Here is a 26,501-nt window from a genome sequence, read left to right on the forward strand (position 1 = left end):
CGACGCCTCATCTGGGCGTCAACCCGTCTCCCGCCCCCCGATACGAAAACCCGTGCGGCCTCCCGCATGAGCAAAGCTGAGCCCATGGAACTGCTGCCGCACGGACACACCAACCACACCACCCACCACGCCGGTGTCGTCACCAAGACGTACAAGGGCAGGGACGCCCAGCGCCGGATGGAGCGGGAGGCCGCCGCCCTGTGCGGACTGGAGACGCTCGGGGCGGTGCTGCCGGTGCCCCAGTTGATCGGCTGCACCGGGGAGAGCCTCAGCATGACCTTCCTGGAGGGCGTGCACGGCCAGGACTTGATCGAGGCGGGCTGGGCGGAGTCCGTACTGCGCACCTGCGGTGCGGCGCTGCGGGCCGTCCACTCGGTGGACGCCGTCGAGGTGTTCCCCCGGGCGAGGCCCGGTTCGGTCCTGGTGCACGGCGACTTCGGACCGAACAACATGCTGCTCTCCGACGACGGCTCCCAGCTCACCGCACTGCTCGACTGGGAGTGGGCGCACGCGGGCGACCCGGTGGAGGACCTGGCGTGGTGCGAGTGGATCGTGCGCACCCATCACCCGCAGTGGGTGGCCGCGTTGGAGGGATTCTTCGACGCGTACGGCGCGCGCCCCGGCTGGGAGGTGCGGCACCGGGCGATGACCGCCAGGTGCCGCGAACTCGTGGACTTCCAGCCGCACCGGGTGGGTTTGCTCATCGACACGGAGAGCTGGACGGAGTGACCCGACCCCCGGGCCCGCGTCAACCTCCCAGCGCCGCAAGCACCTTCGCCTCGACGTCCGGGTCCAGCCCGACCACCGGCCGGTCGGGGCGCTGCGGCGCCACCCCGCCGAGCGTGCCGAGCCACGCCCAGGTGTCGGCCACCGTCTGCGCCACGGGTCGGCACCGCAGCCCGGCGGCGACCGCCTTGGAGACGTCGGCCCGGTGGATGGCGTCGTGACCCTCGCCCGGCGGCACCCACACCGGCAGGTGCAGCCAGGGCTCGACACCGTGGGCGAGGATCAACGCGGGCTCGGCCCAGCGCAGTTCGACGCCGCTCGCGCCGGTGGCCCGCACGCAGGCCGCCAGCAGTTCGCCCATGGTGGTGTGCCCCTCCGGCGAAACCAGCAGGTACGGGCCGGACAGGCCGCGCTCGGCCGCGTCCAGCATCCAGACCGCCATGTCCCGGGCGTCCACGTACTGGAGGGGGAGGTCGCGAGGTCCGGGGGCCAGCACCGGGCCGCCGCGCGCGATGCGGTTCAGCCACCACGGCAGGCGGCCGATGTTCTCGCCGGGGCCCAGGATCAGCCCGGCCCGCACCAGCAGGCTGCGGTCCTCGCCGAAGACCTCGACGGCGGCCAGCTCCCCGCCGCGCTTGAGGTGCGCGTACCCCTCGTCGCCGGGCTCCACCAGGGCCCCGTCCTCCCCCTGGTGCGGCGGCACGGGGTCGGCGTACACGGAGCGCGAGGACACGTACACATACCGCTCGGCGTGCCCGGCGAGCAGCTCCGCCGCCGCGCGGACGGCGGCGGGCGCCCCCGACCACGTATCGAGTACGACGTCCCAGCGGGCCCCGTCGCGCACCGCACCGGCGAGCGCGGCGAGGTCGCCGAGACGGTCGCCGTGCAGGGCGGTGACGCCGGGCGGCGGCGCGTGGGTGCCCCGGTGGAAAACGGTGACGTCCCAGCCCCGGGCGAGTGCTTCCTCGCTGACGGCGCGGCCGACGAACTCGGTGCCGCCCAGTATCAGTAGCTTCATGCGGCCGATCATGCCCCGGGAGCCGGGACGGGGACCCGGCCGCACACTGCGCCCACAGCGGAACGGGAGTTCCCGCCGTCCCAGGTGACCCCGTGGCGGGTCTCCGCCGGCGGGCGGAGCGCATCCGGGACCGCACGTCCCCAGACCCGCATGTCCCCAGGCCCGCACGTCCACACGCCCCCAGGCCCACACGTCCCCAGACCCACACGTCCACACGTCCACACGTCCGAATTCTTCAAGATCCGGCCGCGCGGACCGGGTTACGTTTCCCCCATGACTCCTCGATTCGACTCCATCAGCCTGGTCACGGCCGACCTCGCCGCCTCCCTCGCCTTCTACCGCCGCCTCGGCGTCCCGGTGCCCGACGGCGCCGAGTCACTGCCGCACGTGGAGGCCCACCTGCCCGGCGGACTGCGCCTGCTGTGGGACACGGAGGACGTGATGCGCTCCATCGACCCCGACTGGAAGAAGCCGGAGGGCGGCGACCGGACCGGCCTCGCGTTCCGCTGCGACGACGCCGCCGACGTGGACGCGACGTACGACGACCTGATCTCCGCCGGGTACACCGGCAGCATGAAGCCGTGGAACGCCGAGTGGGGCCAGCGCTACGCCGTCGTGCTCGACCCGGACGGGCTCGGGGTCTCGGTCTTCGCCGACGACCTGGCCTGACGCGCGGCCGTCATCGCCGTGTAGGCGCGCAGCGTCATCCCCGCCAACTCCCGCGTCTCGCGCGCCAGATGGGCCTGGTCCGCACAGCCCGCCCGGTGTGCCGCCTCCGCGAACGGCGTTCCTTCCCGTACGAGTCCCAGCGCACGCTGCAACCGCAGCACCCGGGCCAGGGTCTTGGGCCCGTACCCGAAGGCGTCGAGGGAGCGGCGGTGCAGCTGCCGGGCGCCGAGCCCGACGGCGTCGGCGGCCGCCCCGACCGTGGCCCCGGCCTCAAGACCTGCCGCGACCGCCCGGATCACCGGGTCCCACGGCCCGGTGTCGGCGGCCCTGCGCAGCGCGAACTCCTCCAGCGCGCCCAGCGGGTCGGGCGCTTCGGCGGCCCGCTCGGCCGCATCCCGCGCGGCCCCCTTCTCCCACACCTCGTCGAGCGGAACCCGCAGGTCGCGCAGGGCGTGTGCCGGTACGCCGAGGAAGGCGGCCCCGGTCCCGGGCGCGAAGCGGATTCCGGCGAACCGGCCGCCGGGGCTGTCGGACGTCCCGTGGGCGCGGGTGTCGGGGCCCGCGACGATCAGCCGTCCGTCGACCAGGACGAGGTCCATGCAGCCGTCGGGCAGCACCGGGTACGCCGCCGCGCCGGGGGCGGGGGCGGGGTCGGCTTCACGCCGCCAGAGGACCGCGCCGTCCAGCAGCGACGGTCGCTCCTGATAGGTGCCGGGCATGCCCCCAGGCTACGTCGCACCCCTGTGCCCCGCCGCCCGGCGGGGCTGATCCGCTGGCACTCGTACCCGCGCTCGGGGACAATGCGGTACACCTGACACCGCACAACTGACGTGATCGCGGGGGCTGTTGTGAGCGAGCTGATGCAGTTCAAGACGGAGGACGGCGGGAACGTGGTCGTCGAGATCGACCACGCACCGCGCGGAGCCACCCTGGTCTCGCGCCGCGACAACCTGCTGGACGCGGGCCGCAGCTTCAGCGACGCCCTGGAGGGCATCCGCACGGCGGCCGAGTCCGCGCTGCGGACCTTCCGGGGCGGGGCGCTCAGCCCGGACGGCGTGGAGCTGGAGTTCGGCGTGAAGCTGACGGGCGAGGCGGGGGCGGTGATCGCCAAGACCTCGATGGAGGGGCACATCACGGTCAAGCTGGCGTGGGGCTCGAAGGTGGCGGACCCGTCGGCGGCGGACCCGACGGGTGCCGCCGGTACGGGTGCCACGCCCCCCGGTGCTCCCGGGGCCGCCACCCCGTGAGCAGAGCCGCCGCCTCCCCCGCCGCCTGGCACGTACGCGTCGAGCACGAACGAGCCCCCACCGGCTCCGGTTCCCTGGTGTCCGACCGGCACGAGCTGACCTGTGCCCATGTCGTGCACGGGCTGAGCGGGTCGAGCTGGTCCTCCCGGGCTGCCGCGAGGCCTCGGTCGGGGCGACGGTGGTCGAGCGCGGGCCGTGGTCAGGACACGACCTCGACCCCGGTGACGTGGCCCTGCTGGAACTGGACACCCCGGTGGACGGCCTGGCCCCGGCGGTGTTCGCCGGGCTGGAGGACCCGTACGCCAGTCCGCCGCCCAACTGGCCTCGTACGGCTTCCCGTACGGCTACGACAAGGACGGCGTGCTCAGCGAACTCCGCACGACATCACGGCAGTTGATCGCGGGCCAGTGGACGCAGGTGAAGTCCTGGTCGTCGTACGGCCAGGAGCTGACCGGCGGTTTCAGCGGGGCCGCCGCGTTCCTGGAGGGCAGCGGGGCGGTCGTCGGGATGATCTCCGCGAGCAGTGGCCGGACCCGGGTCGGCCGCATGATCCCGGCGCGCACCCTCGCCCGCCATCTGCCGCGCTCGGCCGAACTGGTTCCCACCCGGGGGTACGACGGGGACAGCAAGCGGCGGCTGCGCACGCTCGTCGAACGCGCCGCCGCGACGCCCCCTCGGGGTGATGTCGCCTACGACCTGGGCGCGTTGCTGCGCGGCGCGACCGGAACGCTCGGCATCGCCATGCCCCCGGACGGGCCGCACACCCTGTGGGAGGCGGTCTGGTACCTGCTCTCGGAGGCCCCGCCCCGGCCGGACGCGCTGCCGCTCGCGGAGTTGACGGTGCGGCTGGCGGACCTCGTGCCGGACCCGGGGTCGAGCAGGGGCTGCGGGGGTGGGCGCAGGAGCACCGGGCGGACTTCCGTGACACGGCGGGGATGGTCGCGCCGGTGCGGGCGTCCGCGCCGGTACGCGTGCCCGGCCCGCGCCCGTCGCGGCCCCGGCCCCGCCGGCCGCCGGGCGGCGCTGGTCGCCGATCCTCGTGGAGATCGAACGCAGCGGCGCGGGCCGGGGCGCGCTGCTGGTGGAGGTGTCGGCGTACCGGGACGGAACTACTCCCCCCGCTCCCTCTCCCCCGCCCTCTCCCGCTGCGCATGCAACCGCCCCTTCACATCGTCCGGCGGCAAGAACCGCGACCACCGCTCCGGGAACTCCGACGGCATGTCCGGGTTGGCCCCCGTCCACTGGCCCTCGCCGTCGTCCCCGTACGCCTCGTCGTCGTCCTCGTCCCGCACCCAGCCCGCCTGTGCCTCCAGCTCCGCCGCCCGGGCCCGCGCTATCACCGCCGCGGCCTGAGCGGTCCGCAGCCGGTCGTTGTCGGCGCGGGCGGCGGCGGTGGCGACGGACGGCCAGACCCGGTCGATGGCCGCGTTCACCGCAGCGCCCACCAGCACGGCGAAGGCGGACACCCCGATCCACAGCAGGACGGCGATCGGGGCGGCCAGCGAGCCGTAGATCGTGCCGCCCTCGACCGTGCTCGTGACGTAGATACGGAGCAGAAAGCTGCCCAGCACCCACATCCCCAGCGCTATCAGCGACCCGGGCACGTCCTCCACCCAGGGCGACCGCACCGGCACGGACACGTGGTAGAGCGTGGTCAGGAAGACAACCGACAGCACTATCACCAGCGGCCAGTACAGGACGGAGATGACCTCCGTGCCGAACGGCACCAGCTCCACCACCCGGTCCGGCCCCACCACCATCAGCGGCAGCACCACCGCGCCGATCAGCAGCGCGACGACGTACAGCAGGAACGCCAGCAGCCGCGTCTTCACGATGCCCCGGTGGCCGTCGAGGCCGTACATGACCGTGATGGTGTCGATGAAGACGTTGACGGCGCGCGAGCCGGACCACAGGGCGATCGCGAAGCCGATCGAGATGACGTCCGGGCGGCCCTCCCGGGTCACGTCCTCCAGGAGCGGCTTGGCGAATTCGTTGACGCCCCGGTCGGAGAGCACCGCCTGCGAGGCGTTGAGGATGTTCCGCTCGATCGACTGGACGGTCTCCGTCGCCGTCCAGTCGTCGATGTAGCCGAGCAGGCCGATCAGGCCGAGGAGGAGCGGCGGCAGGGACAGCAGCGTGAAGAAGGCGGCTTCGGCGGCGAGGCCGAGGATGCGGTACTCGACGCAGGAATTGACGGTGTCCTTCAGGAGCAGCCAGGCCAGCTTCCGCTTCGACACGTTCCGGTAGAGGGCCCGTGCACGGTGGAGCCGGTTCTCCTTGCGGTGTTTCCGCGGCCGTTCGGGTGTTTCTTTTGCTGCCTGCACCTCCTTACCGTATCCGCATGGCAGCCACCACCCACACAGTGACCAATCAGGCCCCGCCCCTGGTGGGGTACGACGTCTACGGCGCGGACCGTGCCCTCACGGAGGCGGTCGAGCGGCATGTCGAACCCGCTCTCCTGGAGGGCGTACGGGAGGAACTCCACGCCCTCGGACAGGCCGCCGGATCGGCGCAGGCCCAGGAATGGGGGGCGCTGGCGAACGAGAACCCGCCGACGCTGCACACCCACGACCGGTACGGGAACCGGATCGACGAGGTCACCTTCCACCCCTCCTGGCACCGGCTCCTCGGGCACGCCGTGTCGTCCGGTCTGACGAACGCCTGGGGTCGCCCGAACGGGCACGTGCGACGGGCCGCCGGGTTCCTGGTGTGGACGCAGGCGGAGGGCGGGCACGGCTGTCCGGTGTCGATGACACACGCCGCCGTGCCCGCGCTGCGTGCCGATCCGGCGCTGGCGGCGGTGTGGGAGCCCCGGCTGACTTCGTCGGTGTACGGACAGGAGCTGCTGCCCGCCTCCCAGAAGCCGGGGGCGCTCTTCGGCATGGGCATGACCGAGAAGCAGGGCGGCAGCGACGTACGGGCCAACACGACCCAGGCCCTGCCCACGGGTGTCGACGGCGAGTACACGCTCACCGGGCACAAGTGGTTCTGCTCCGCCCCGATGTCCGACGGCTTCCTGGTGCTGGCGCAGGCGCCCGGCGGGCTGAGCTGCTTCCTCGTACCGCGCGTGCTGGAGGACGGGACGCGCAACACCTTCCGCATCCAGCGCCTCAAGGACAAGCTCGGCAACAAGTCGAACGCCTCCAGCGAGGTCGAGTTCGACGGGACGTGGGGGCGGCTGGTCGGCGAGGAGGGGCGCGGGGTGCGCACCATCATCGGGATGGTCGCGGCGACCCGGCTGGACTGCGTGATCGGCTCGGCGGCGCTGATGCGGCAGGCGGTCGCGCAGGCCACGCACCACGCCGCGCACCGCAGCGCCTTCGGCGGCGAGCTGATCGACAAGCCCCTGATGCGCAACGTCCTGGCCGACCTGCACCTGGAGTCGGAGGCGGCGACCGCCCTCGCGCTGCGCCTGGCGGCCGCGTACGACAGCGACAGCGAGCAGGACCGGGCGCTGCTGCGGCTCGCGGTCCCGGCGGCGAAGTACTGGGTGACCAAGCGGTGCACGCCGGTGGCGGCGGAGGCCCTGGAGTGCCTGGGCGGCAACGGCTACGTCGAGGACTCGGGCATGCCGCGCCTGCTGCGCGAGTCGCCGCTGAACTCCATCTGGGAGGGCTCGGGCAACGTCCAGGCCCTGGACGTCCTGCGCGCCCTCCAGCGCGAACCGATGGCGCTGAACGCCTTCCTCACCGAGGTCGGGCAGGCGCGCGGCGCCGATCACCGCCTGGACGGGGCGATCAAGAACCTGCTGACCGAACTGGCCGACCTGGACGGTATCGAGGGGCGGGCACGCCGTCTCGTGGAGCGGATGGCCCTCGTCCTCCAGGGGTCGCTACTGGTGCGGTGGGCGCCCTCGGAGGTCGCGGACGCGTTCTGCGCCTCACGTCTGGGCGGCGACTGGGGAACGGCCTTCGGCACCCTGCCGGGCAGCCTGGACCTGGGGGCGGTGGTGGAGCGGGCGCGACCGGAAGCGTAGCCCCCGCTTCTGGCGGACGTGGGAGGCGTGATTCTCTGACGGTATGAGCACCGTCGACGTCACCACCTGGTCCCTCGAACAGACCTCCCCGGACGATCTGCGCCCGGTCCCGCCCCCGCCCGGCGACGACCTGCGGATCGTCCGGGCCGAGGTCGCCTCGCCCGAGCTGAGCCGCTTCCTGTACACCGCCGTCGGCGGCGACATCCGCTGGACGGACCGCCTGCCCTGGTCGTACGAGCAGTGGCGGCGTGCCGTGGACCGGCCCGAGGTCGAGACCTGGGTCGCGTACGACAGGGGCACCCCGGCCGGATACGTCGAGCTGGAGGCCCAGGACGAGGGCGCGGTGGAGATCGTCTACTTCGGGCTGATCCCGGCGTTCCGGGGGCGGCGGATCGGCGGTCACCTCCTCTCGTACGGGATCGAGCGCGCCTGGGACCTCGCCGAGCGGCACCCGGACCGGACGCCGACCAAGCGGGTGTGGCTGCACACCTGCTCCAAGGACGGGCCGCACGCGATGGCGAACTACGAGCGGCGCGGGTTCAGGCTCTTCGACACGACGGTCGAGGCGGAGCCGGAGGTGGCGAACCCCGGTCCGTGGCCGGGGGCGTTTCCGCAGGTCTGAGCGGGCCGCTCAGTGCGGGGGCGGGTCGGGCTCGCGGTCGAGCGCGGCGACGGGGGTGCTCCACCACGTGGAGCAGGCCGCGCAGCAGCAGGGCGGGATGCGGGTGGGGTCCCTGGAGGCCCCCTTCCCCTGCCGGGCCTGCGCCCACTGGAGCACGCCGTGCCGCGGCACCATCGTCGCGCCCGCACCGGGGACGCCGAGGACAACGGTGAGCCGGGCGCCGTCCTGGCGAGCAGCGAACTCCCCTGGAACACCGCGCATGTGCGGGTACAGCAGGATATGACCGGGGACCCGATCCAGAGTGACCCAGAGCACACCGTTTCGACAGGTGAGACCAAGTGGTCCACATAGTGGATAGTGGTGGACTGGCCCGAGATCCCCGTGCCACGCTTCCGTCATGTCTACAGCTGGAGTTGCCTTGATCAGTCGGCGTCACGTCGACCTCGGCCGCATGTCCAGCGCCATCTGTCCGGCCTGCTGACAGCCCAGCACTGCCGCACCCCCTTTCGCGTTTTCCGCACCCCCGCGCCCCGCATGTCTGCGCACCCCCGCGCCCTTTCTGCGCGAGTGTGCAGGTCAGAGCCGCCTGCCCGAGAATTCCACGCAGCCCCCGCATGCCCGAAGGACGTACCGCCATGTCTGCCACCCCAGAGAAGCCCGCAGCGGGTGCTGCCGTCACCGCCCGCCGCAAGGCCGGACGCCACCGTGGCGAAGGCCAGTGGGCCGTTGGGCACCACACGCCCCTCAACGGCAACGAGCAGTTCAAGAAGGACGACGACGGTCTCAACGTACGGACGCGTATTGAGACGATCTACTCCCAGCGCGGTTTCGACTCCATCGACCCCAACGACCTTCGCGGGCGCATGCGTTGGTGGGGGCTGTACACGCAGCGCAAGCCCGGGATCGACGGCGGCAAGACCGCGATCCTGGAGCCGGAGGAGCTGGACGACGAGTTCTTCATGCTGCGGGTGCGCATCGACGGCGGTCGGCTGACCACCGAGCAGCTGCGCGTGATCGGGGAGATCTCGCAGGAGTTCGCGCGGGGCACCGCCGACCTCACCGACCGGCAGAACGTCCAGTACCACTGGATCCGCATCGAGGACGTGCCGGAGATCTGGCGCCGCCTGGAGGCCGTGGGGCTGTCCACGACCGAGGCGTGCGGCGACACCCCGCGTGTCATCCTCGGCTCGCCGGTCGCCGGGATCGCGGTGGACGAGATCATCGACGGCACGCCCGCGATCGACGAGATCTACCGCCGGTTCATCGGCAACCCGGACTTCTCCAACCTGCCGCGCAAGTTCAAGTCGGCGATCTCCGGTTCGCCGCAGCTGGACGTGGCGCACGAGATCAACGACATCGCGTTCGTCGGCGTCGAGCACCCCGAGCACGGCCCCGGCTTCGACCTGTGGGTCGGCGGCGGGCTCTCCACCAACCCCAAGCTGGGTGTACGGCTGGGGGCCTGGGTCTCCCTGGAGGACGTGCCGGACGTGTACGGCGGCGTCATCGGCATCTTCCGCGACTACGGCTACCGGCGGCTGCGCAACCGCGCCCGGCTGAAGTTCCTGGTCGCCGACTGGGGCCCGGAGAAGTTCCGGCAGGTCCTGGAGGACGAGTACCTCAAGCGCACGCTGGTCGACGGGCCCGCGCCACAGCAGCCCAAGGGGACCTGGCGCGACCACCTCGGTGTGCACCAGCAGAAGGACGGGCGTTTCTACGTCGGCTTCGCACCCCGGGTCGGGCGGGTCGACGGCTCCACGCTGACGAAGATCGCCGAGCTGGCGGACGCCCACGGCTCCGGGCGGCTGCGTACCACCGCCGAGCAGAAGATGATCGTGCTCGACGTCGCCGAGGAGCAGGTCGAGTCGCTGGTGGCGGGGCTTGAGTCGCTGGACCTGAAGGTCACGCCTTCGCCGTTCAGGCGCGGCACGATGGCCTGCACCGGCATCGAGTTCTGCAAGCTGGCGATCGTCGAGACGAAGGCGCGCGGCGCCTCCCTCATCGACGAACTGGAGCGCCGCATCCCGGAGTTCGACGAGCCGCTCACCATCAACATCAACGGCTGCCCCAACGCCTGCGCCCGTATCCAGGTCGCCGACATCGGCCTCAAGGGCCAGCTGGTGCTGGACGCCGACGGCAACCAGGTCGAGGGCTACCAGGTGCACCTGGGCGGCGCGCTCGGCCTGGAGGCCGGGTTCGGGCGCAAGGTCCGCGGCCTGAAGGTCACCGCGGCCGAGCTGCCCGACTACGTGGAGCGTGTGCTGACCCGCTTCCAGGAGCAGCGCGAGGACGGCGAGCGCTTCGCGACCTGGGCGACGCGTGCGGCGGACGGGGACCTGTCGTGAGCGAGCGCGCGGCCCCCTTCCACTGCCCGTACTGCGGCGACGAGGACCTGCGGCCCAACGAGACCGGGCACGGGGCCTGGGAGTGCCACTCCTGCAACCGGGCCTTCCAGCTGAAGTACCTGGGGCTGCTCTCCCGGGGTCTCACCGCGAACAACTCGACGGAAGGGGAAGGGATATGACAGTCGTTCAGGACAATGTTCAGGGCGACCTGCGCGCGCTGGCCGAGCAGGCCGGACGCGACCTCGAAGACGCCTCCCCGCTCGACATCCTGACGTGGGCGACCACCACCTTCGGCAGCCGCTTCTGCGTGACGTCCTCCATGGAGGACGCGGTCGTCGCCCACCTCGCCTCGCGCGCCCTGCCCGGCGTGGACGTCGTCTTCCTCGACACCGGCTACCACTTCGAGGAGACCATCGGCACCCGCGACGCCGTGGACGCGGTGATGGACGTCAATGTCATCACCCTCACGCCCCGGCAGACCGTCGCCGAGCAGGACGCCCAGTACGGGCCGAAGCTGCACGACCGCGACCCCGACCTGTGCTGCGCGCTGCGCAAGGTCAAGCCCCTTGAGGAGGCCTTGAGTTCGTACGACGCGTGGGCGACCGGGCTGCGCCGCGACGAGTCCCCGACCCGGGCGAACACCCCGGTCGTCGGCTGGGACGAGAAGCGCCGCAAGGTGAAGGTCTCCCCCATCGCCCGCTGGACCCAGGACGACGTCGAGGCGTACGTCGCCGAGCACGGCGTCCTCACCAACCCCCTCCTGACCGACGGCTACGCGTCCGTCGGCTGCGCCCCCTGCACGCGCAGGGTGCTGGAGGGCGAGGACGCCCGCGCCGGACGCTGGGCCGGACGCAACAAGACCGAATGCGGGCTGCACGGATGACGGACAGTCGCAGCAGTCAGACCCCTCAGGAGAACACCGTGACCGGAGCCACCGTCTGGCTCACCGGCCTGCCGAGCGCGGGCAAGACCACCATCGCGTACGCGCTCGCCGAAAGGCTGCGCGCCGAGGGCCGCGCGGTCCAGGTGCTCGACGGCGACGAGATCCGCGAGTTCCTCTCGGCGGGCCTCGGCTTCAGCCGCGAGGACCGGCACACCAACGTCACGCGGATCGGTTACGTGGCCGAACTCCTGGCCCGTAACGGCGTGTTGGCGCTGGCCCCGGTCATCGCCCCGTACGCCGACAGCCGGGAGGCCGTCCGCAAGCGGCACCAGGCGGAGGGCACCGCCTACCTGGAGGTGCACGTGGCGACGCCGGTCGAGGTGTGCTCCGTACGCGATGTGAAGGGCCTGTACGCCAAGCAGGCGGCCGGGGAGATATCCGGGCTGACCGGCGTGGACGACCCGTACGAGGCGCCGGTCGAGGCGGACCTGCGCATCGAGTCGCACACCCAGTCCGTCGACGAGTCCGCGGCGGCGCTGCACGCGCTGCTCACCGAGAGGGGTCTGGCGTGACGACCACCGCAACCACCGACGAGGGTGTCGACAGCCCCTTCGCGCTCAGCCACCTCGACTCCCTGGAGTCGGAGGCGGTGCACATCTTCCGCGAGGTGGCGGGCGAGTTCGAGCGGCCGGTGATCCTCTTCTCCGGCGGCAAGGACTCCATCGTCATGCTGCACCTGGCGCTGAAGGCGTTCGCCCCGGCGGCGGTCCCCTTCTCGCTGCTGCACGTGGACACCGGGCACAACTTCCCCGAGGTGCTGGAGTACCGGGACCGGGCCGTCGAGCGGCACGGGCTGCGGCTGCACGTGGCGTCCGTACAGGACTACATCGACCGCGGTGTGCTGCGCGAGCGGCCCGACGGGACCCGCAACCCGCTCCAGACGCTGCCGCTGACCGAGAAGATCCAGGCGGAGCGCTTCGACGCGGTCTTCGGCGGCGGACGCCGCGACGAGGAGAAGGCGCGCGCCAAGGAGCGGGTGTTCAGCCTGCGGGACGAGTTCTCGCAGTGGGACCCGCGCCGCCAGCGCCCCGAGCTGTGGCAGCTCTACAACGGCCGCCACGCGCCCGGCGAGCACGTCCGGGTCTTCCCGCTCTCCAACTGGACCGAGCTGGACGTCTGGCAGTACATCGCCCGCGAGAAGATCGAACTCCCGCAGATCTACTACGCGCACGAGCGTGAGGTCTTCGCCCGCAACGGCATGTGGCTGACCGCCGGCGAGTGGGGCGGCCCCAAGGAGTCCGAGCCGGTGCAGACGCGGCTGATCCGCTACCGCACCGTCGGCGACATGTCCTGCACCGGCGCGGTCGACTCGGACGCCACCACGCTGGACGCCGTCATCGCCGAGATCGCCGCCTCCCGGCTCACCGAGCGGGGTGCCACCCGCGCCGACGACAAGATGTCCGAGGCCGCGATGGAAGACCGCAAGCGCGAAGGGTACTTCTAGACATGACCACTGTGGCAGAGCAGTTGAGCACCACCACCCTTCTTCGCTTCGCGACCGCCGGGTCCGTGGACGACGGCAAGTCGACCCTGGTGGGGCGGCTGCTGCACGACTCGAAGTCGGTGCTGACCGACCAGCTGGAGGCCGTCGAGCACGCGTCGCGCAACCGGGGTCAGGAGACTCCGGACCTGGCGCTGCTGACCGACGGGCTGCGCGCCGAGCGCGAGCAGGGCATCACCATCGACGTGGCGTACCGCTACTTCGCGACGGCCCGCCGCCGGTTCATCCTGGCCGACACCCCCGGGCATGTGCAGTACACCCGGAACATGGTGACCGGCGCGTCGACGGCCGAGCTGGCCGTCGTCCTGGTGGACGCCCGCAACGGGGTCGTCGAGCAGACCCGGCGGCACGCCGCCGTCGCCGCCCTGCTGCGGGTCCCGCACGTGGTGCTGGCCGTGAACAAGATGGACCTGGTGGACTACGCGGAGCCCGTCTTCGCCGCCATCGCGGAGGAATTCACCGCGTACGCGAGCGAGTTGGGCGTCCCGGAGATCACCGCGATCCCGATCTCGGCGCTCGCCGGGGACAACGTGGTCGAGCCGTCCGCGCACATGGACTGGTACGGCGGGCCGACCGTCCTGGAGCACCTGGAGACGGTCCCGGTCGCGCACGACCTGACCGCCTGCCACGCCCGCTTCCCGGTCCAGTACGTGATCCGCCCGCAGTCCGCCGAGCACCCGGACTACCGGGGCTACGCGGGCCAGATCGCGGCCGGGGCGTTCCGGGTCGGCGAGCAGGTGACCGTACTGCCGTCGGGACGGACCTCGACCATCGAGGGCATCGACGCGCTCGGCGAGGCCGTCGACATCGCATGGGCGCCGCAGTCGGTGACGCTGCGGCTGGCCGACGACATCGACGTCTCGCGCGGCGACCTGATCGCCCCGAGCGCGGACGCGCCCGCGCCGACGCAGGACGTCGAGGCGACCGTCTGCCACGTCGCGGACCGCCCGCTGTCGGTGGGGCAGCGGGTGCTGCTCAAGCACACCACCCGCACGGTCAAGGCGATCGTGAAGGAGATCCCGTCCCGGCTCACCCTGGACGACCTCTCCCAGCACCCGGCTCCCGGGCAGCTCGTCGCCAACGACATCGGGCGGGTCGTGGTCCGCACGGCCGAGCCGCTCGCGCTCGACGCGTACGCGGACTCGCGGCGCACCGGCTCCTTCCTGTTGATCGATCCGGCGGACGGGACGACGCTCGCCGCAGGCATGGCGGGCCGTTCCTTCGCCACCACCGCAGCGGTCGACGCCGTTGCCGACGAAGAGGGTTGGGACTTCTGATGACCATGGTCGACGTCTACGCGACGTTCGCCAAGGAGGGCGGCCGGATAGGCAGCGGCACCCTCGGCAGCGGACAGGGCGGGGTCGGGCGATGTGCGCGATGACGTACATCCGCGACGCCCACGGCACCACCGGTGCATCCAGCACCTCCTTCCGCACTTCTCTCCGCATGCGAGCAAGCGTGCACAAACGAAGACCCGAGGACCCATCACCATGACTGCCTCCCGCACCACCCTGCGCCGTTCCCTGGCCGCGGCCGCCGCGCTGCCCCTGCTGATCGCCGCGCTCGGCGCCTGCGGCTACGGTTCCGAGGCCAAGAAGGACGACCCAGGCAAGGCCGCGCCCGTCGCCAAGGGCGAGAAGATCGGCGGCCTGGACGAGGTGAAGATCGGCTACTTCGCCAACGTCACGCACGCCACCGCTCTGGCGGGTCTTCAGGAGGGCCTGTTCCAGAAGGAGTTGGCCGGCACGAAGATCAAGACCCAGGTCTTCAACGCGGGCCCCTCCGAGATCGAGGCGCTGAACGCGGGCGCGATCGACATCGGCTGGATCGGCCCCTCGCCCTCCATCAACGGCTTCACCAAGTCCAAGGGCCAGAACCTGCGCATCATCGGCGGCTCCGCCTCGGGCGGTGTCTCCCTCGTCGTGAACGACAAGAAGATCAAGTCCCTGGACGACCTCAAGGGCAAGCGCATCGCCACCCCTCAGCTGGGCAACACCCAGGACGTGGCGCTCCTGAACTACCTGTCGGAGAAGGGCCACAAGGTCGACGCGAACACCGGCAAGGGTGACGTGACCGTGGTCCGCCAGGACAACAAGGAGATCCCGAACTCCTTCAAGTCCGGCGCCATCGACGGGGCCTGGGTGCCGGAGCCGACCGCCGCACGGCTGGTGGACGCGGGCGGCAAGGTGCTGCTGGACGAGAAGAAGCTGTGGAAGGACGACAAGTTCGTCATCACGAACATCATCGTCTCGCAGAAGTTCCTCAAGGAGCACCCGGACGCCGTCGAGGCGATCCTGCGCGGCTCGGTGAACACCAACACCTGGATCAAGGCCAACCCGGACAAGGCGAAGGCCAGCATCAACGCCCGGCTCAAGCAGGACTCCGGCAAGGAACTGCCCGCGAACATCCTGGAGCAGGCGTTCAAGAACGTCGACGTGATCGACGACCCGCTGGCCTCCACCCTGCGCGACGAGGCCCAGCACGCGGTGAAGGCGGGCCTGCTCAAGGACCCGCTGCTGGACGGCATCTACGACCTGCGTCCGCTGAACAAGGTCCTCAAGGCCGCGGGCAAGCCCGAGGTCTCCGACGCCGGTCTCGGCGTCAAGTAGCCCTGCCCGTACCGCAGTTCAGCCCGTAGCTACCCCCAGCCCCCAGGAGGTGAGACCCATGGCCAGCACACTCGTCAAGGACGGTACGGCAGCCGCTCCGGTCGCCGACAAGGCCTCGGCACCGGCCTCGTCGTACGCCGCGCGCATCGACCATGTCTCGAAGTCGTTCGGCCGGCCCGGCTCGGCCCGTCAGCTCGTCCTGGACGACATCAGCATCGATGTCGCCCCGGGCGAGTTCGTGACCCTCCTGGGGGCTTCCGGCTGCGGGAAGTCCACCCTGCTCAACCTGGTCGCCGGGCTCGACAAGCCGTCGGCCGGCACCATCGACGTACCGGGCGGACGTCCCGCCCTGATGTTCCAGGAACACGCCCTGTTCCCCTGGCTCACGGCGGGCAAGAACATCGAACTCGCCCTGAAACTGCGGGGCGTGGCGAAGTCGGACCGCAAGCCCGAGGCGGAGCGGCTCCTGGAACTCGTACGCCTCAAGGGCGCGTACGGCAAGCGGGTGCACGAGCTCTCGGGCGGCATGCGCCAGCGCGTCGCCCTGGCCCGCGCACTGGCCCAGGACAGCCAACTCCTCCTGATGGACGAGCCGTTCGCCGCACTGGACGCCATCACACGGGACGTCCTGCACGAGGAGCTGACCCGCATCTGGGCGGAGACCTCGGTGTCCGTCCTGTTCGTCACGCACAACGTGCGCGAGGCGGTACGGCTGGCGCAGCGCGTCGTCCTGCTGTCGTCGCGCCCCGGACGGGTCGCCCGCGAGTGGGCCATCGACCTGCCGCAGCCGCGCCGCATCGAGGACGCTGCGGTGGCCGACCTGTCCGTAGAGATCACTGAACAGCTGCGTGGGGAGATCCGCCGACATGGCCAGCACTGAAACGACTCGGGCCGCGGGGGGTACGGGAACGGCTCCGGCCGCCGGAGGCCCGGCAGGGACCCCGCCCGCCGACGACACGGACACGCCTCCGGCCGCCGCGGACACGGGTACCGCGGGGCCCGGTGCGACGGCCGGGGCCTCTGACGCCCGGACGTCCGCCGGGGCCGCCGACGACGCCCACGCCGAAGGCACCGGCACCGGCACCGAGGGCGGCACGGGCGACGGGGCCTCGGGCACCGGCTCGGTCGTCGCATCCGCCGCACCCACCGCATCCGCGTCGAACGCCCGGCACGCCGGGGCCGCAGCGGCCACGAAGTCCGCCGCGCCGCAGCAGGGCTCCGTCCTCACCGTGAAGAAGCCCAGCTCCGTCGAGAGCCTGGCCGGGCTCGAAGCCGGGCTGGACGCGCTCGACACCGCTCCCGCCCGTGAGCGCGTGGGTCTGGGCCGTATCGTGCTCGCCAAGCTGGTACCGCCGCTGATCGCCGTCGCGCTGGTCCTCACCGTCTGGCAGTTCGCCGCGGCCTCCGACTTCAAGCCGGACTACGTCCTGCCGGGTCCGCTGGACGTCTGGAAGTCCGTCCAGACGATGTGGCTCGACGGCACTCTCATCGGCTACATCTGGACCAGCATCTCGCGCGGCGCCCTCGGCTTCGTGGTCGCCGTCGCGATCGGCACACCGCTGGGCCTGCTGGTGGCGCGGGTCAAGGTGGTCCGGGCGGCGATCGGCCCGATCCTCTCCGGCCTCCAGTCGCTGCCCTCGGTGGCCTGGGTGCCGGCCGCGATCATCTGGTTCGGGCTCACCGACGCGACGATCTACGCGGTCGTGCTGCTCGGCGCGGTCCCCTCGATCGCCAACGGCCTGGTCTCCGGCGTCGACCAGATCCCGCCGCTGTACCTGCGGGCGGGCCGCACCCTGGGCGCGCGCGGCCTGGACAGCGTCCGCCACGTGCTGCTCCCTGCCGCCCTGCCCGGCTACCTGGCCGGTCTCAAGCAGGGCTGGGCGTTCTCCTGGCGTTCGCTGATGGCCGCCGAGCTGATCGCCAACTCGCCGGACCTCGGCACGGGTCTGGGCCAGCTGATGGAAAACTTCCGCGTCAACAGCGACATGTCCGGCGTCCTCGCCACGATCATCCTCATCCTGATCGTCGGCATCGGTATCGACCTGCTGTTTTTCTCGCCCCTGGAACGCCGTGTGCTCCGCAGCCGCGGCCTCCTCGTCAGGAGCTGATCCCACCGTGTACGCCGCTTCCTCCCCCACCCTCCTGCTCATCGCGCACGGCAGCCGCGACCCGCGCCACGCGGCGACGGTGCACGCGCTGGCGGAACGGGTGCGGGAGCGGCAGCCGGGCACCCGGGTGGAAGTCTCCTTCCTGGACTTCAACACCCCTCCCGTCCCGGCCGCCCTCAACCGCCTCGCCCGCGCGGGGGTCCGCGACGTCGTCGCCCTCCCGCTCCTGCTCACGCGTGCCTTCCACGCCAAGGCGGACATCCCGGCGGTGCTGAACGAGACCGCCGCCCGGCTGCCGCACCTGCGCATCACGCGCGCCGAGGTGCTGGGCCCCTCCCCGCTCCTGCTCAGCGCCGTGGAGCGTCGTCTGTACGAGTCCGGGCTGCGGCCCGACGACAAGAGCTCGACCGGGGTCGTCCTGGCCTCGGCGGGCTCCACCGACCCGGAGGCGATCGCAGTGATCGCTGAAATCGCGCGGGAGCTGCGGGACGCCGGTTGGCGTTCCGTGCGGCCTGCGTTCGCCTCCGCGGCACTTCCCCGCACGGAGGATGCGGTACGCGCCCTCCGTGCGGCCCCGGGTGTGTCCCGGGTGGCCGTCGCCCCGTACGTCCTGGCCCCCGGCTTCCTGCCGGACCGGATCGCGCGGGGGGCCTCGCTCGGCGGGGCCGACGTCCTGGCCCCCGTCCTGGGCGACTGCCCGGAGGTGGCCGACCTCGTCCTGACCCGCTACGAGGCGGCGGCCCGCGCCACAACCACCCTCACCGCAGCCTGACCCGCGCCCGGCCCGCTTTCGCCCCGGTGGGAGTTGCTGTTCCTGATGGGGCTACGCCCCTCACCCCCTGCCCGGCTCCGCCGCGCGTCCTCAAACGCCGGACGGGCTGAATGGCTGGCCAGAACTGCCCGTTCCGGGCGAGGGAGGCACCCTAGGGGCGCGGGGAACTGCGCGACCAGCCACCCACCCACCCGCACGGAACCGTCACCCCGGCACCGGGTGCCGACCCGACCCCGCCCAGTCCCCCCCGACCATTCCGGGCACAGGATGTCGGGTGCGGCAGGCTTGCCCGTCCCTACCGTGGACGACGTAACGAGGAAGGAGTCCCGGGGTGCTGGAACGGCTCAATGAGGCCATGGAACGCGTCGAGACACAGGTCACGCAACAGGCCGAGGTCGATGTCCCCGAACTGGCCCGCATCGCGGCCACCTCGGAGTACCACTTCCGGCGGCTGTTCTCGGCGCTGGCGGGGATACCGCTGTCGGAGTACGTCCGGCGCAGGCGACTGACCCTCGCGGGGGCCGAGGTGCTGGACGACCGGCGGACCCTGCTGGAGATCGCCGTGCGGTACGGGTACGGCTCGGGCGAGGCCTTCGCCCGGGCGTTCCGCGCCATGCACGGCGTCGGCCCCGGCGAGGCCCGGCGGACCGGCGCGGTCCTGCGGTCGCAGCCCCGGATGTCCTTCCGGCTCGTCGTCGAAGGGAACAGCAGCATGGAATACCGCGTGGTGGAGAAGGACGCCTTCCGGGTGGTCGGGAAGAAGGCACGGGTGCCGCTCGTGCACGAGGGGATGAATCCGGCGATCGGCGACTTCATCCGGAGCATCGACAAGGGGGTGATGGAGCGGATCAAGGAGTTCTCCGACCAGCAGCCGGAGGGGATCGTCGGCGTGAGCGACGACCTCGCGGGCAGCCGGGCCGAGGGCACCGAACTGGACTACTACCACGCGGTGGTGAGCGGTTCGGCCGATGTCCCCGCGGACCTGGACGTGCTGGAGGTGCCGGCCGGAACCTGGGCGGTGTTCGCCAGTTCCGGGGCGTTTCCGCAGGCACTTCAGTTCCTGTGGCGGGACGTGTTCACCGAGTGGTTCCCGTCGAATCCGTACCGCAGCAGGCCGGGACCGGAGATCCTGCGGACCCGGCTGAACGCGGACGCCACCCGGGCGGAGGCGGAGCTGTGGATTCCGGTGGAGCGGGAGGAGACCGGCGCGGGGCTCAGGCAGTGAGTTCGACCAGTTTCACCACCGTGTTCCAGTTGCGGCTGGTGACCGTGAGGCCCTTGTTGAGCGCGGGTTTGGCGAGGGCCTCGGCGAGTTTGGAGCGGCCCAGGCCGTTGGGCGCGTAGAGGTAGAGGACGCGGTCGCCGAGGCGGAATTCCTCCGGGAGGTACGCGGCGGGGTCGAGGCCCGCGTAGCGCTCGGCATCGAGCGGGGCCGAGGCGAAGTTCGCGTGGAGTTGCCTGCCCTCCAGTTCGGCGGCGGGGAAGGGGCAGGCGTCCGCGACGGCGCTCAGGTAGGCGTGGTCGCGGACCAGGCAGGCGACGGTGAAGCCGAAGCGCTTCTCGATCGCCTTCTCCAGGTCGCGGGCGAGGGCGTCCTCGGAGGCGGCGGAGTCCGTGGTGAAGGCCGCGTTTCCGCTGGCGAGGAGGGTGCTCACGTCCGTGTGCCCCAACTCCGCAAGCAGCTCTCGCAGTTCCGCCATGGGGAGCTTCTTGCCGCCGCCCACGTTGATGCCCCGCAGGAGAGCCGCGTACCTCTTCGTCTTCATGGCACGACGATAGGTGGTGCCACTGACAATCGGCCGCTCATCTCCGCCGGGGCCCCGGCCGGAGACGGCGATCGGCCGCCGCGCCCCGTGGGGGAAGAGCGCGGCGGCCGAGGGCGGGCGGGACGAGGTGGGGCTCGCCCCGCTCACCAGGAGGAGGGGTTCCTACTCGACGACCTTGAGGAGCTTGTTCGCGGTACCCGGGGAGGCGTTCGAGATCTTGTCCGGGGTGGCGCCGCCGGTCAGCGCCTCGGCGACCTGGGCGGGGGTGGCGTCCTGGTGTCCGGCCAGGTAGACCGCCGCCGCGCCGACCACGTGCGGGGTCGCCATCGACGTGCCCGAGATGGTCTTCGTACCGTCGTCGCTGTCGTTCCACGACGAGGTGATGTCCGAGCCGGGGGCGTAGAGGTCCACCAGCGAACCGAAGTTGGAGAAGCTGGACTGGGTGTCGCCCTCGGCGGAGGAGGCGACGGTGATGGCCTCCGGGACGCGGGCCGGGGAGTAGTCCTTGGCGTCGCTGGCGTCGTTCCCGGCGGCGACCGCGAAGGTGACGCCGGAGGCGATGGCCTTGCTGACGGCCGTGTCGAGGGCCGGGTCGGCGCCCCCGCCGAGGCTCATGTTGGCGACCGAGGGGCCCTTGTGGTGGGCGGTGACCCAGTCGATGCCCGCGACGACCTGCTCGGTGGTGCCGGAGCCCGAATCGTCCAGAACGCGGACAGCGACGATCTTCGCCTTCTTGGCGACGCCGTGCGCGGTTCCGGCGATGGTGCCCGCGACGTGGGTGCCGTGGCCGTTGCCGTCGTCCGCGTTGTCGTCGTTGTCGATGGCGTCGAAGCCGGAGGAGGCGCGGCCGCCGAAGTCCTTGTGGGTGACGCGCACCCCGGTGTCGATGACGTACGCGGTGACGCCCTCGCCCGCGCTGTCGGGGTACGTGTACTTCTTGTCGAGGGCGGTGTCGGCCTGGTCGATGCGGTCGATGCCCCAGGACGGCGGGTTGTCCTGGGTGGCGTCGGCGTGGAACTTCTTGTTCTGGACGACCTTGGCGACCGCCGGGTCGGCGGCGAGCCGCTTGGCCTCGGTGATGGTGAGGCCGGAGGCGGAGAAGCCGTTGAGGGCGGAGTTGTAGTTCCGCCTGAGTTCGCCGCCGTAGGTCTTGGCGAGGGCCTTCTTGTCGGCCTTCTGGTCGAGCATCACGATGTAGCTGCCCGCCACCGCGCCCTCGGCATTCGCGCCGTAGACGGCGCCTTCGGCGGGTGCCGCACCCGCCGTGGGGGCGGAGAGGGCGGACATGCCTGCCACGGCGGCGACGGTGGTTATCGCCGCGATCAGCTTGGTCTTGTTCATGGCCATGAAGAGGGGTCTCCTCGCCATTCTTCTGTGGGGGGAATGTGTGGGGGTGGCCCCCAAGGACCGGAAGTCCTCCGGGGGTTGGGTCGAAACACTGGCGGATTGACGGCGTCAGATCAAGACCTCCATACGGCCGTAATCCATTAAACAAAAATCCGTAATCAAAAATGGGGACAGTGCAGGCCGAGTCGGACGTACTCCCAACTGGCCTTACTTCAAAGTCAGTTAACGCCTTCACAAAAAGCCCGCCCCTTGCGAATGTCGCACGGGACGGGCTCCTTCATTTCTTTTCTTCATCTCCGCATTTACGGAAGTTCGGCCTCAATGAGGTCGGCGGCGCGGCGGGTGCCGCCCTCCTTGGCCATGTCGGCCGCGATGTCGGCGAGCTTCCGGGCGACGTCGGGGTCGGAGACGAGCAACTGGGCGGTACTGCGGAGGAGTTCGGCGGTGGCGTCCTCGGTGTCGATGCGCCGGGCGACGCCGAGCCCCTGGAGCATGTCGGCGTTGCCGAACTGGTCGACGGCCTGCGGGACCGCGATCATCGGCGTACGGGTGGCGAGGCCCTCCTGGCTGCCGCCCGCGCCCGCGTGCGTGACGAACAGGTCGGCCTGCTGGAGGATGGCCAACTGCGGCGCCCAGCGCGTCACTTCGACGTTCGCGGGGATCTCGCCGAGCTCCGACTCCTGGACGAACTTGCCGATCTGGAGCACCAGGCGCCAGCCGGGCAGGTCGCCGAAGGCCTTCAGGCACTCGCGGTAGAAGGCGGGCTGCTTGGTGAAGGAGGAGCCGAGGGAGACCAGCACGACCTTCTCGGCGTCGGCCGGGCGGTGCCACTCCCCCTGGTCGGCGCGCTCGCCCTGACAGGCGCCGACGAAGGTGTGGACCGTCTCGTCGACCCGGTCGGCGTTCGGCTGGAGCGCCTTGGGGATGAGGACGAGGGAGCGGGTGGGGGCGATGTACTCGAAGAAGCTCTTGGCCGGCATGTCGTTCTCGCGGAGCCAGTCCCGGAAGCCGTCCAGGTAGGCCCGCCCCCGCTCGGTCGCCAGGAGCGCGTCCTCCATGGGCTTCTGGTACTCCTCCGCATACCCGTCCCAGGCGACCAGGTTCGGCGAGAGGGAGATCACGGGGACGCCCCAGCGGCGGGCGAGGATCGGGGCCGGATAGCCGCTGATGTCGTGCAGGACGAGGTCGGGCTCGTCGCCCTCGAGGGCCTCGGCCACCTGCGGCAGGGACTGGATGCCGTTGTCGAGGAACGGCTGGAGGTTGTCGACGAGTTCGGTCCCCCACGCCTCCGGATCGGCGCCTTCCTCGGGGAGCGTCGAGGTGTAGACCACGGGCTCGGCGCCCGTCGCGGCCACCTTCTCCGCGTACGACGCGGGGATCGCGTAACTGACGCGGTGGCCGCGCGCGACCAGCTCGCGGATGACGTCGAGGCTCGGGTTGACGTGCCCGGGCTGGGCGATGGAGTACATGAGGATGTGCGCGGCAGCACGAGGCGTGGCGTTCATGCCGGTACCGTAGGCGAGACGACACGTCTCGTGCAACATCTTTTGCGGAACGCGCTGCTCCCGGAACGCTGCCGGTCCGCTCCCGGGCCGCTCCCGGGCCGCTCCCGGGCCGCCGATCAACGCTGATAGCGGGCGAGCACCAAGTTGCCGTCCTTCTCCAGGCGTTGACGGAGTTCGGCGGCGTCGATGGCGCCGCTGTAGAACTCCTGGTAGGCGGGCGTGGCGACCTTGTCCTTCCACTCCGGGTAGCCGCGCACCTTCTGCGCGGGGGCCGAGCGCAGGTGCGCGGCGAGGGCGGTGCCGGTGGCCCAGCCGTCCTTGGGGGTGTGCAGGGAGGGGTCCTTGAGGGCCTGTGTGCCGGTGGGGAGCATCCAGTCGCCCTGGGCAAGGCGGGCCATGTTGTCCGGGGCCAGGAAGAAGTCGATGAACGCGACGGCCTCCTTCTTGAACGGGCTGTCCTCGGCGACCGACAGGGTCTGCGGGCTGACGCCCTGGGTGAGCCCGTCCTTGCCCGCGGGGGCCGGGAGCACCGTCCAGGGGAAGCCCTCGGGGGCCTGCTGCGCGATCTGCTGGCGGTAGGAGAAGCCGAGCGGGACCATCGCGTACTTGCCGCCGAAGAAGCCGGGGAGGGTGTCGGAGCCGCCCATGCCGAGGGTGGCGGCGGAGGCGGAGCCGTCGGTGTTGACCTGGTCGTGGACGGTGCCGGGGACGACCAGGTCGGCGTCGGTGAAGCGGATCGCGGCCTTGCCGTCGTCGCCCTGGCGGAAGAGTGCGCCGCCCGCCGACAGGCCCAGGTTGAGGGTGGCGGAGACCGGTTCCTTGAGCGGCCAGGCGACGCCGTACTTGCCCTTGCCCATGTCGGCGGTCAGCTTCTTGGTGACCTGCCGGAACTCCGCCCAGGTCCACGGCTGTTCGGGGGTGGGGAGGCGGACGCCGGAGGCCTTGAGGAGCTTCTCGTTGGCCATCAGGACGCGGGGTTCCTGGAGGAAGGGGACGCCGTACACCTTCTTGTCGAAGGTGGTGGTGTCCCAGCTCTGCTGCGGGATGTCGGCCTTCAGGCGGGCGGGCAGCAGCTCCGTCAGGTCGGCGAGGTAGCCGCCGTAGGAGAAGTCGGCGAGGTCGTCGGAGGCGTCGTGGATGATGTCGGGCGCCTCGCCGCCCTCGAAGGAGGTGAGGAGCTGGTCGTGGACGCTGTCCCAACTGCCCTGGACGTATTCGACCTGGACCGTGGGGTGTGCGGCGTTCCACTCCTTCACCAGTTGTCTGTTGATGTCGACGGACTCCTTCTGCCAGGCCAGCGACTGGAAGCGCAGATGCACCACGCCGTCCTTGTCGGGGCCGCGCCCGGCCGCCGAGCAGCCGGTGGCCAGCAGGGCCGCCGCCGCGACGACGGCGACGAGTGTGCGGGGTGTCCGGGGTGTCCGGGGTGTGCGCATCAGCTCTTCACCGCCCCCGCCAGCATGCCGCCCGTGATCCGTTTCTGGATGATCGCGAAGATCACCAGCGAGGGGAGGGTGGCGAGGAAGGCCGCGGCGGCCAGCGGCCCGAGGTCGGCCGCGCCCTCCGCGCCGATGAAGTGGGTGAGGACGACCGGCAAGGTCTGCTTCTCCGGGGACTTGAGCAGGACGAGCGCGAAGAAGAACTCGTTCCATGCGGTGATGAACGCGAACAGCGCGGTGGCGACCAGTCCGGGCATGAGCAGCGGCGCGGTGACGGAGACGAGCGTACGGACGCGGCTCGCGCCGTCGACGGCGGCGGCCTCCTCCAGCTCGCGCGGGACGGCACGGACGTACCCGACGAGCATCCACAGCGCGAAGGGCAGCGACCAGACGACGTACACCATGATCAGCCCGGGCAGCGAGTTGATCAGGTGCAGGTTCTTCAGGATCAGGAACAGCGGGATGATCACCAGCACGAACGGGAACGCCTGGCTGACCACGACCCAGCCGGTGGCGGCGGTGGTGAGCCTGCTGCGGTGCCGGGCCATCACGAAGGCCATCGGGGTCGCGATGACGACGGCGATCAGGGCGGCGGCGAGCGCGGCGAGCAGGCTGTTGCCGGCGGCTTCCAGGAGGGGCTGTTCCTCGAAGGCCTGCCGGAAGTTGTCCAGACTCGGATCCTTGGGAATCCAGGTGGGGTGCAGGTCGCCCAGCTCGCGCGGGGACTTGAAGGCGGTCGAGATCAGCCAGAGGAACGGGAAGGCGAGGAAGACCAGGTAGGCGAGGAGCGCGAGGTACTGGCCCGCGCGGGCGGCCGGGCGGGTGCGCATGGGTCCGGAGGTGAGGCTCACTTGTCGCCTCCCTTGAGTCGTCCCGCCAGGAAGACGGCGAGGAGCACGGAGATGACGGCGACCATGACGCAGCCCATCGCGGCGGCGTAGCCGAACTGCCCGTAGCGGAAGGCCTCTTCGTAGGCGAAGAGCATCGGCAGCCGGGTGCGTCCGCCGGGACCGCCGCTGGTCAGGACGTACACCAGGGCGAAGGAGTTGAAGTTCCAGATGAAGTTGAGTGCGGTGATGGACAGCGCGATGGGCTTCAGGGCCGGCCAGGTGACGGCGCGGAAGCGGCGCCAGGCCCCGGCGCCGTCGAGGGCGGCGGCCTCGTGGAGTTCGTGCGGGGTGTTCTGGAGTCCGGCGAGCAGGGCGACGGTGGTCTGCGGCATGCCGGCCCAGATGCCGACGAGGATCACGGCGGGCAGGGCGGTGGCCAGGCCGGTGAGCCAGTCGCGGCCCTCCCCGAGGCCGAGGCTGCGGATCGTCTCGTTGAGGATGCCCGCGTCGGGGTTGTAGACGAGTCGCCACATGATGCCGACGACGACCTCGGGCATCGCCCACGGGACGATCGCGAGCGCCCGCGCCAGCCAGCGGAAGCGGAGGTTCTGGTTGAGCAGCAGGGCCAGGCCCAGGGCCAGCAGGAACTGCGGGATCGTGACGCCGACCGCCCAGAGCAGGCCGATCCGGAAGGAGTCCCAGAAGAGGGTGTCGTGCAGCAGGTCGGTGAAGTTGAGGGCGCCGATCCACTGGGTGGGGGCGGTGCGGCCCGACTGGGAGTCGGTGAAGGCGAGGGCGATGCCGTAGAGCAGCGGGCCGACGCTGAGGATCAGGATGGGGATGAGGGCGGGCAGGACCAGGAACCAGGTCCCGAAGTCGGGCCTGCGGCCGCCGCCGCCCGGCTCCCGCTGTCTCGGTGTCCCCCTGCCCGGTTTCCCCGACTGCCCCTGTGCGGTCGCCAGTGTCACGGATGCGGCTCCTTCGGGCAGTGTGCTCACTTCGGGCGTTTTGTACCGATCTGGCCGTCCAGCGGCATCCGTCATCGTGCTGACGCCCCGTGGGTTCGTCAAGCCAACCTGCA

The 26,501-nt window shown here is 71.3% G+C and carries 28 protein-coding genes; 17 read left to right on the forward strand and 11 right to left on the reverse strand.

Annotation, left to right across the window (positions count from 1 at the left end):
* The first annotated feature begins 66 nt into the window (after positions 1-66).
* Positions 67-729: a phosphotransferase family protein gene (locus ACIO3O_RS09275; RefSeq protein ID WP_401743906.1), complete on the forward strand. Its 663-nt coding sequence runs from the start codon at positions 67-69 to the stop codon at positions 727-729.
* Positions 730-748: 19 nt separating this feature from the next.
* Here the strand turns inward: ACIO3O_RS09275 and ACIO3O_RS09280 are convergent, their stop codons facing one another.
* Positions 749-1,744, reverse strand: a complete 996-nt coding sequence (locus ACIO3O_RS09280) for an NAD-dependent epimerase/dehydratase family protein (RefSeq protein WP_401743908.1) — start codon at positions 1,742-1,744, stop codon at positions 749-751.
* A gap of 273 nt (positions 1,745-2,017) precedes the next feature.
* Here ACIO3O_RS09280 and ACIO3O_RS09285 point away from each other — a divergent pair, with 273 nt between their 5' ends.
* Positions 2,018-2,413, forward strand: a complete 396-nt coding sequence (locus ACIO3O_RS09285) for a VOC family protein (protein WP_401743911.1) — start codon at positions 2,018-2,020, stop codon at positions 2,411-2,413.
* Here ACIO3O_RS09285 and ACIO3O_RS09290 read toward each other — a convergent pair.
* Complete coding sequence (locus ACIO3O_RS09290) at positions 2,350-3,132, reverse strand: helix-turn-helix domain-containing protein (protein ID WP_401743913.1); 783 nt, start codon at positions 3,130-3,132, stop codon at positions 2,350-2,352. The genes ACIO3O_RS09285 and ACIO3O_RS09290 overlap by 64 nt on opposite strands.
* Positions 3,133-3,261: 129 nt before the next feature.
* Between ACIO3O_RS09290 and ACIO3O_RS09295 the strand changes: the two genes are divergently transcribed.
* Entirely contained in the window at positions 3,262-3,660 is a 399-nt protein-coding gene (locus ACIO3O_RS09295; RefSeq protein ID WP_401743915.1) for a CU044_2847 family protein, read from the forward strand.
* Between the two features lie 344 nt (positions 3,661-4,004).
* Here ACIO3O_RS09295 and ACIO3O_RS09300 read toward each other — a convergent pair whose 3' ends face one another.
* Positions 4,005-4,208: a hypothetical protein gene (locus ACIO3O_RS09300; protein WP_401743918.1), complete on the reverse strand. Its 204-nt coding sequence runs from the start codon at positions 4,206-4,208 to the stop codon at positions 4,005-4,007.
* A 561-nt stretch (positions 4,209-4,769) separates the two neighbouring features.
* Complete coding sequence (locus ACIO3O_RS09305) at positions 4,770-5,984, reverse strand: YihY/virulence factor BrkB family protein (RefSeq protein ID WP_401743920.1); 1,215 nt, start codon at positions 5,982-5,984, stop codon at positions 4,770-4,772.
* Positions 5,985-6,001: 17 nt separating this feature from the next.
* Here ACIO3O_RS09305 and ACIO3O_RS09310 point away from each other — a divergent pair, with 17 nt between their 5' ends.
* Entirely contained in the window at positions 6,002-7,636 is a 1,635-nt protein-coding gene (locus ACIO3O_RS09310; RefSeq protein WP_401743921.1) for an acyl-CoA dehydrogenase family protein, read from the forward strand.
* A 43-nt stretch (positions 7,637-7,679) separates the two neighbouring features.
* Entirely contained in the window at positions 7,680-8,258 is a 579-nt protein-coding gene (locus ACIO3O_RS09315) for a GNAT family N-acetyltransferase (RefSeq protein ID WP_401743924.1), read from the forward strand.
* 9 nt (positions 8,259-8,267) lie between these two features.
* Here the strand turns inward: ACIO3O_RS09315 and ACIO3O_RS09320 are convergent, their stop codons facing one another.
* Entirely contained in the window at positions 8,268-8,519 is a 252-nt protein-coding gene (locus tag ACIO3O_RS09320) for a hypothetical protein (protein WP_401743926.1), read from the reverse strand.
* A 136-nt stretch (positions 8,520-8,655) separates the two neighbouring features.
* Here ACIO3O_RS09320 and ACIO3O_RS09325 point away from each other — a divergent pair, with 136 nt between their 5' ends.
* The 12 genes from ACIO3O_RS09325 (at position 8,656) to ACIO3O_RS09380 (ending at position 19,758) form a co-directional block, all read left to right on the forward strand.
* A complete protein-coding gene (locus ACIO3O_RS09325) occupies positions 8,656-8,739 on the forward strand; it encodes a putative leader peptide (RefSeq protein ID WP_318299652.1) in 84 nt (27 codons plus the stop codon).
* A 154-nt stretch (positions 8,740-8,893) separates the two neighbouring features.
* On the forward strand, positions 8,894-10,600 hold the full coding sequence (locus tag ACIO3O_RS09330; protein WP_401743929.1) for a nitrite/sulfite reductase: 1,707 nt from the start codon (positions 8,894-8,896) through the stop codon (positions 10,598-10,600).
* Positions 10,597-10,779 (forward strand): hypothetical protein, encoded by a 183-nt coding sequence (locus ACIO3O_RS09335; protein ID WP_401743932.1) that lies wholly within the window; start codon positions 10,597-10,599, stop codon positions 10,777-10,779. The genes ACIO3O_RS09330 and ACIO3O_RS09335 overlap by 4 nt, the downstream gene beginning before the upstream one ends.
* Positions 10,776-11,483, forward strand: a complete 708-nt coding sequence (locus ACIO3O_RS09340; protein ID WP_401743935.1) for a phosphoadenylyl-sulfate reductase — start codon at positions 10,776-10,778, stop codon at positions 11,481-11,483. The genes ACIO3O_RS09335 and ACIO3O_RS09340 overlap by 4 nt, the downstream gene beginning before the upstream one ends.
* Positions 11,465-12,055, forward strand: a complete 591-nt coding sequence (cysC, locus tag ACIO3O_RS09345; RefSeq protein WP_401743937.1) for an adenylyl-sulfate kinase — start codon at positions 11,465-11,467, stop codon at positions 12,053-12,055. The genes ACIO3O_RS09340 and cysC overlap by 19 nt, the downstream gene beginning before the upstream one ends.
* Entirely contained in the window at positions 12,052-12,987 is a 936-nt protein-coding gene (gene cysD / locus ACIO3O_RS09350) for a sulfate adenylyltransferase subunit CysD (RefSeq protein WP_401743939.1), read from the forward strand. Before cysC ends, cysD begins: the two co-directional genes overlap by 4 nt.
* A gap of 2 nt (positions 12,988-12,989) precedes the next feature.
* On the forward strand, positions 12,990-14,321 hold the full coding sequence (locus tag ACIO3O_RS09355; RefSeq protein WP_401743941.1) for a sulfate adenylyltransferase subunit 1: 1,332 nt from the start codon (positions 12,990-12,992) through the stop codon (positions 14,319-14,321).
* 213 nt (positions 14,322-14,534) lie between these two features.
* Complete coding sequence (locus ACIO3O_RS09360) at positions 14,535-15,653, forward strand: aliphatic sulfonate ABC transporter substrate-binding protein (RefSeq protein ID WP_401743944.1); 1,119 nt, start codon at positions 14,535-14,537, stop codon at positions 15,651-15,653.
* A 58-nt stretch (positions 15,654-15,711) separates the two neighbouring features.
* On the forward strand, positions 15,712-16,533 hold the full coding sequence (locus ACIO3O_RS09365) for an ABC transporter ATP-binding protein (RefSeq protein WP_401743946.1): 822 nt from the start codon (positions 15,712-15,714) through the stop codon (positions 16,531-16,533).
* A 349-nt stretch (positions 16,534-16,882) separates the two neighbouring features.
* Positions 16,883-17,761 (forward strand): ABC transporter permease, encoded by an 879-nt coding sequence (locus tag ACIO3O_RS09370; protein ID WP_401744468.1) that lies wholly within the window; start codon positions 16,883-16,885, stop codon positions 17,759-17,761.
* 7 nt (positions 17,762-17,768) lie between these two features.
* The gene (locus ACIO3O_RS09375; protein WP_401743949.1) at positions 17,769-18,533 is read left to right on the forward strand and encodes a sirohydrochlorin chelatase; all 765 of its coding nucleotides are present in this window, start codon (positions 17,769-17,771) and stop codon (positions 18,531-18,533) included.
* Between the two features lie 331 nt (positions 18,534-18,864).
* Positions 18,865-19,758, forward strand: coding sequence for a GyrI-like domain-containing protein (locus tag ACIO3O_RS09380; RefSeq protein ID WP_401743951.1), 894 nt, complete (start codon positions 18,865-18,867; stop codon positions 19,756-19,758).
* Here ACIO3O_RS09380 and ACIO3O_RS09385 read toward each other — a convergent pair.
* The 6 genes from ACIO3O_RS09385 to ACIO3O_RS09410 all read right to left on the reverse strand — a co-directional run bounded on the left by ACIO3O_RS09385 (position 19,748) and on the right by ACIO3O_RS09410 (position 26,388).
* Positions 19,748-20,299 (reverse strand): DUF1697 domain-containing protein, encoded by a 552-nt coding sequence (locus ACIO3O_RS09385; protein ID WP_401743953.1) that lies wholly within the window; start codon positions 20,297-20,299, stop codon positions 19,748-19,750. The genes ACIO3O_RS09380 and ACIO3O_RS09385 overlap by 11 nt on opposite strands.
* A gap of 162 nt (positions 20,300-20,461) precedes the next feature.
* Positions 20,462-21,646, reverse strand: coding sequence for a S8 family serine peptidase (locus ACIO3O_RS09390; protein WP_401743955.1), 1,185 nt, complete (start codon positions 21,644-21,646; stop codon positions 20,462-20,464).
* Positions 21,647-21,948: 302 nt separating this feature from the next.
* On the reverse strand, positions 21,949-23,190 hold the full coding sequence (locus ACIO3O_RS09395; protein WP_401743957.1) for a macrolide family glycosyltransferase: 1,242 nt from the start codon (positions 23,188-23,190) through the stop codon (positions 21,949-21,951).
* A 77-nt stretch (positions 23,191-23,267) separates the two neighbouring features.
* Positions 23,268-24,587 (reverse strand): ABC transporter substrate-binding protein, encoded by a 1,320-nt coding sequence (locus tag ACIO3O_RS09400; protein WP_401743959.1) that lies wholly within the window; start codon positions 24,585-24,587, stop codon positions 23,268-23,270.
* Positions 24,587-25,420, reverse strand: a complete 834-nt coding sequence (locus tag ACIO3O_RS09405; protein ID WP_401744470.1) for a carbohydrate ABC transporter permease — start codon at positions 25,418-25,420, stop codon at positions 24,587-24,589. Before ACIO3O_RS09405 ends, ACIO3O_RS09400 begins: the two co-directional genes overlap by 1 nt.
* A gap of 17 nt (positions 25,421-25,437) precedes the next feature.
* Positions 25,438-26,388 (reverse strand): carbohydrate ABC transporter permease, encoded by a 951-nt coding sequence (locus ACIO3O_RS09410; protein ID WP_401743962.1) that lies wholly within the window; start codon positions 26,386-26,388, stop codon positions 25,438-25,440.
* Between the last annotated feature and the right edge of the window lie 113 nt (positions 26,389-26,501).

Source organism: Streptomyces sp. NPDC087440 (assembly GCF_044744005.1).
Taxonomy (GTDB): domain Bacteria; phylum Actinomycetota; class Actinomycetes; order Streptomycetales; family Streptomycetaceae; genus Streptomyces.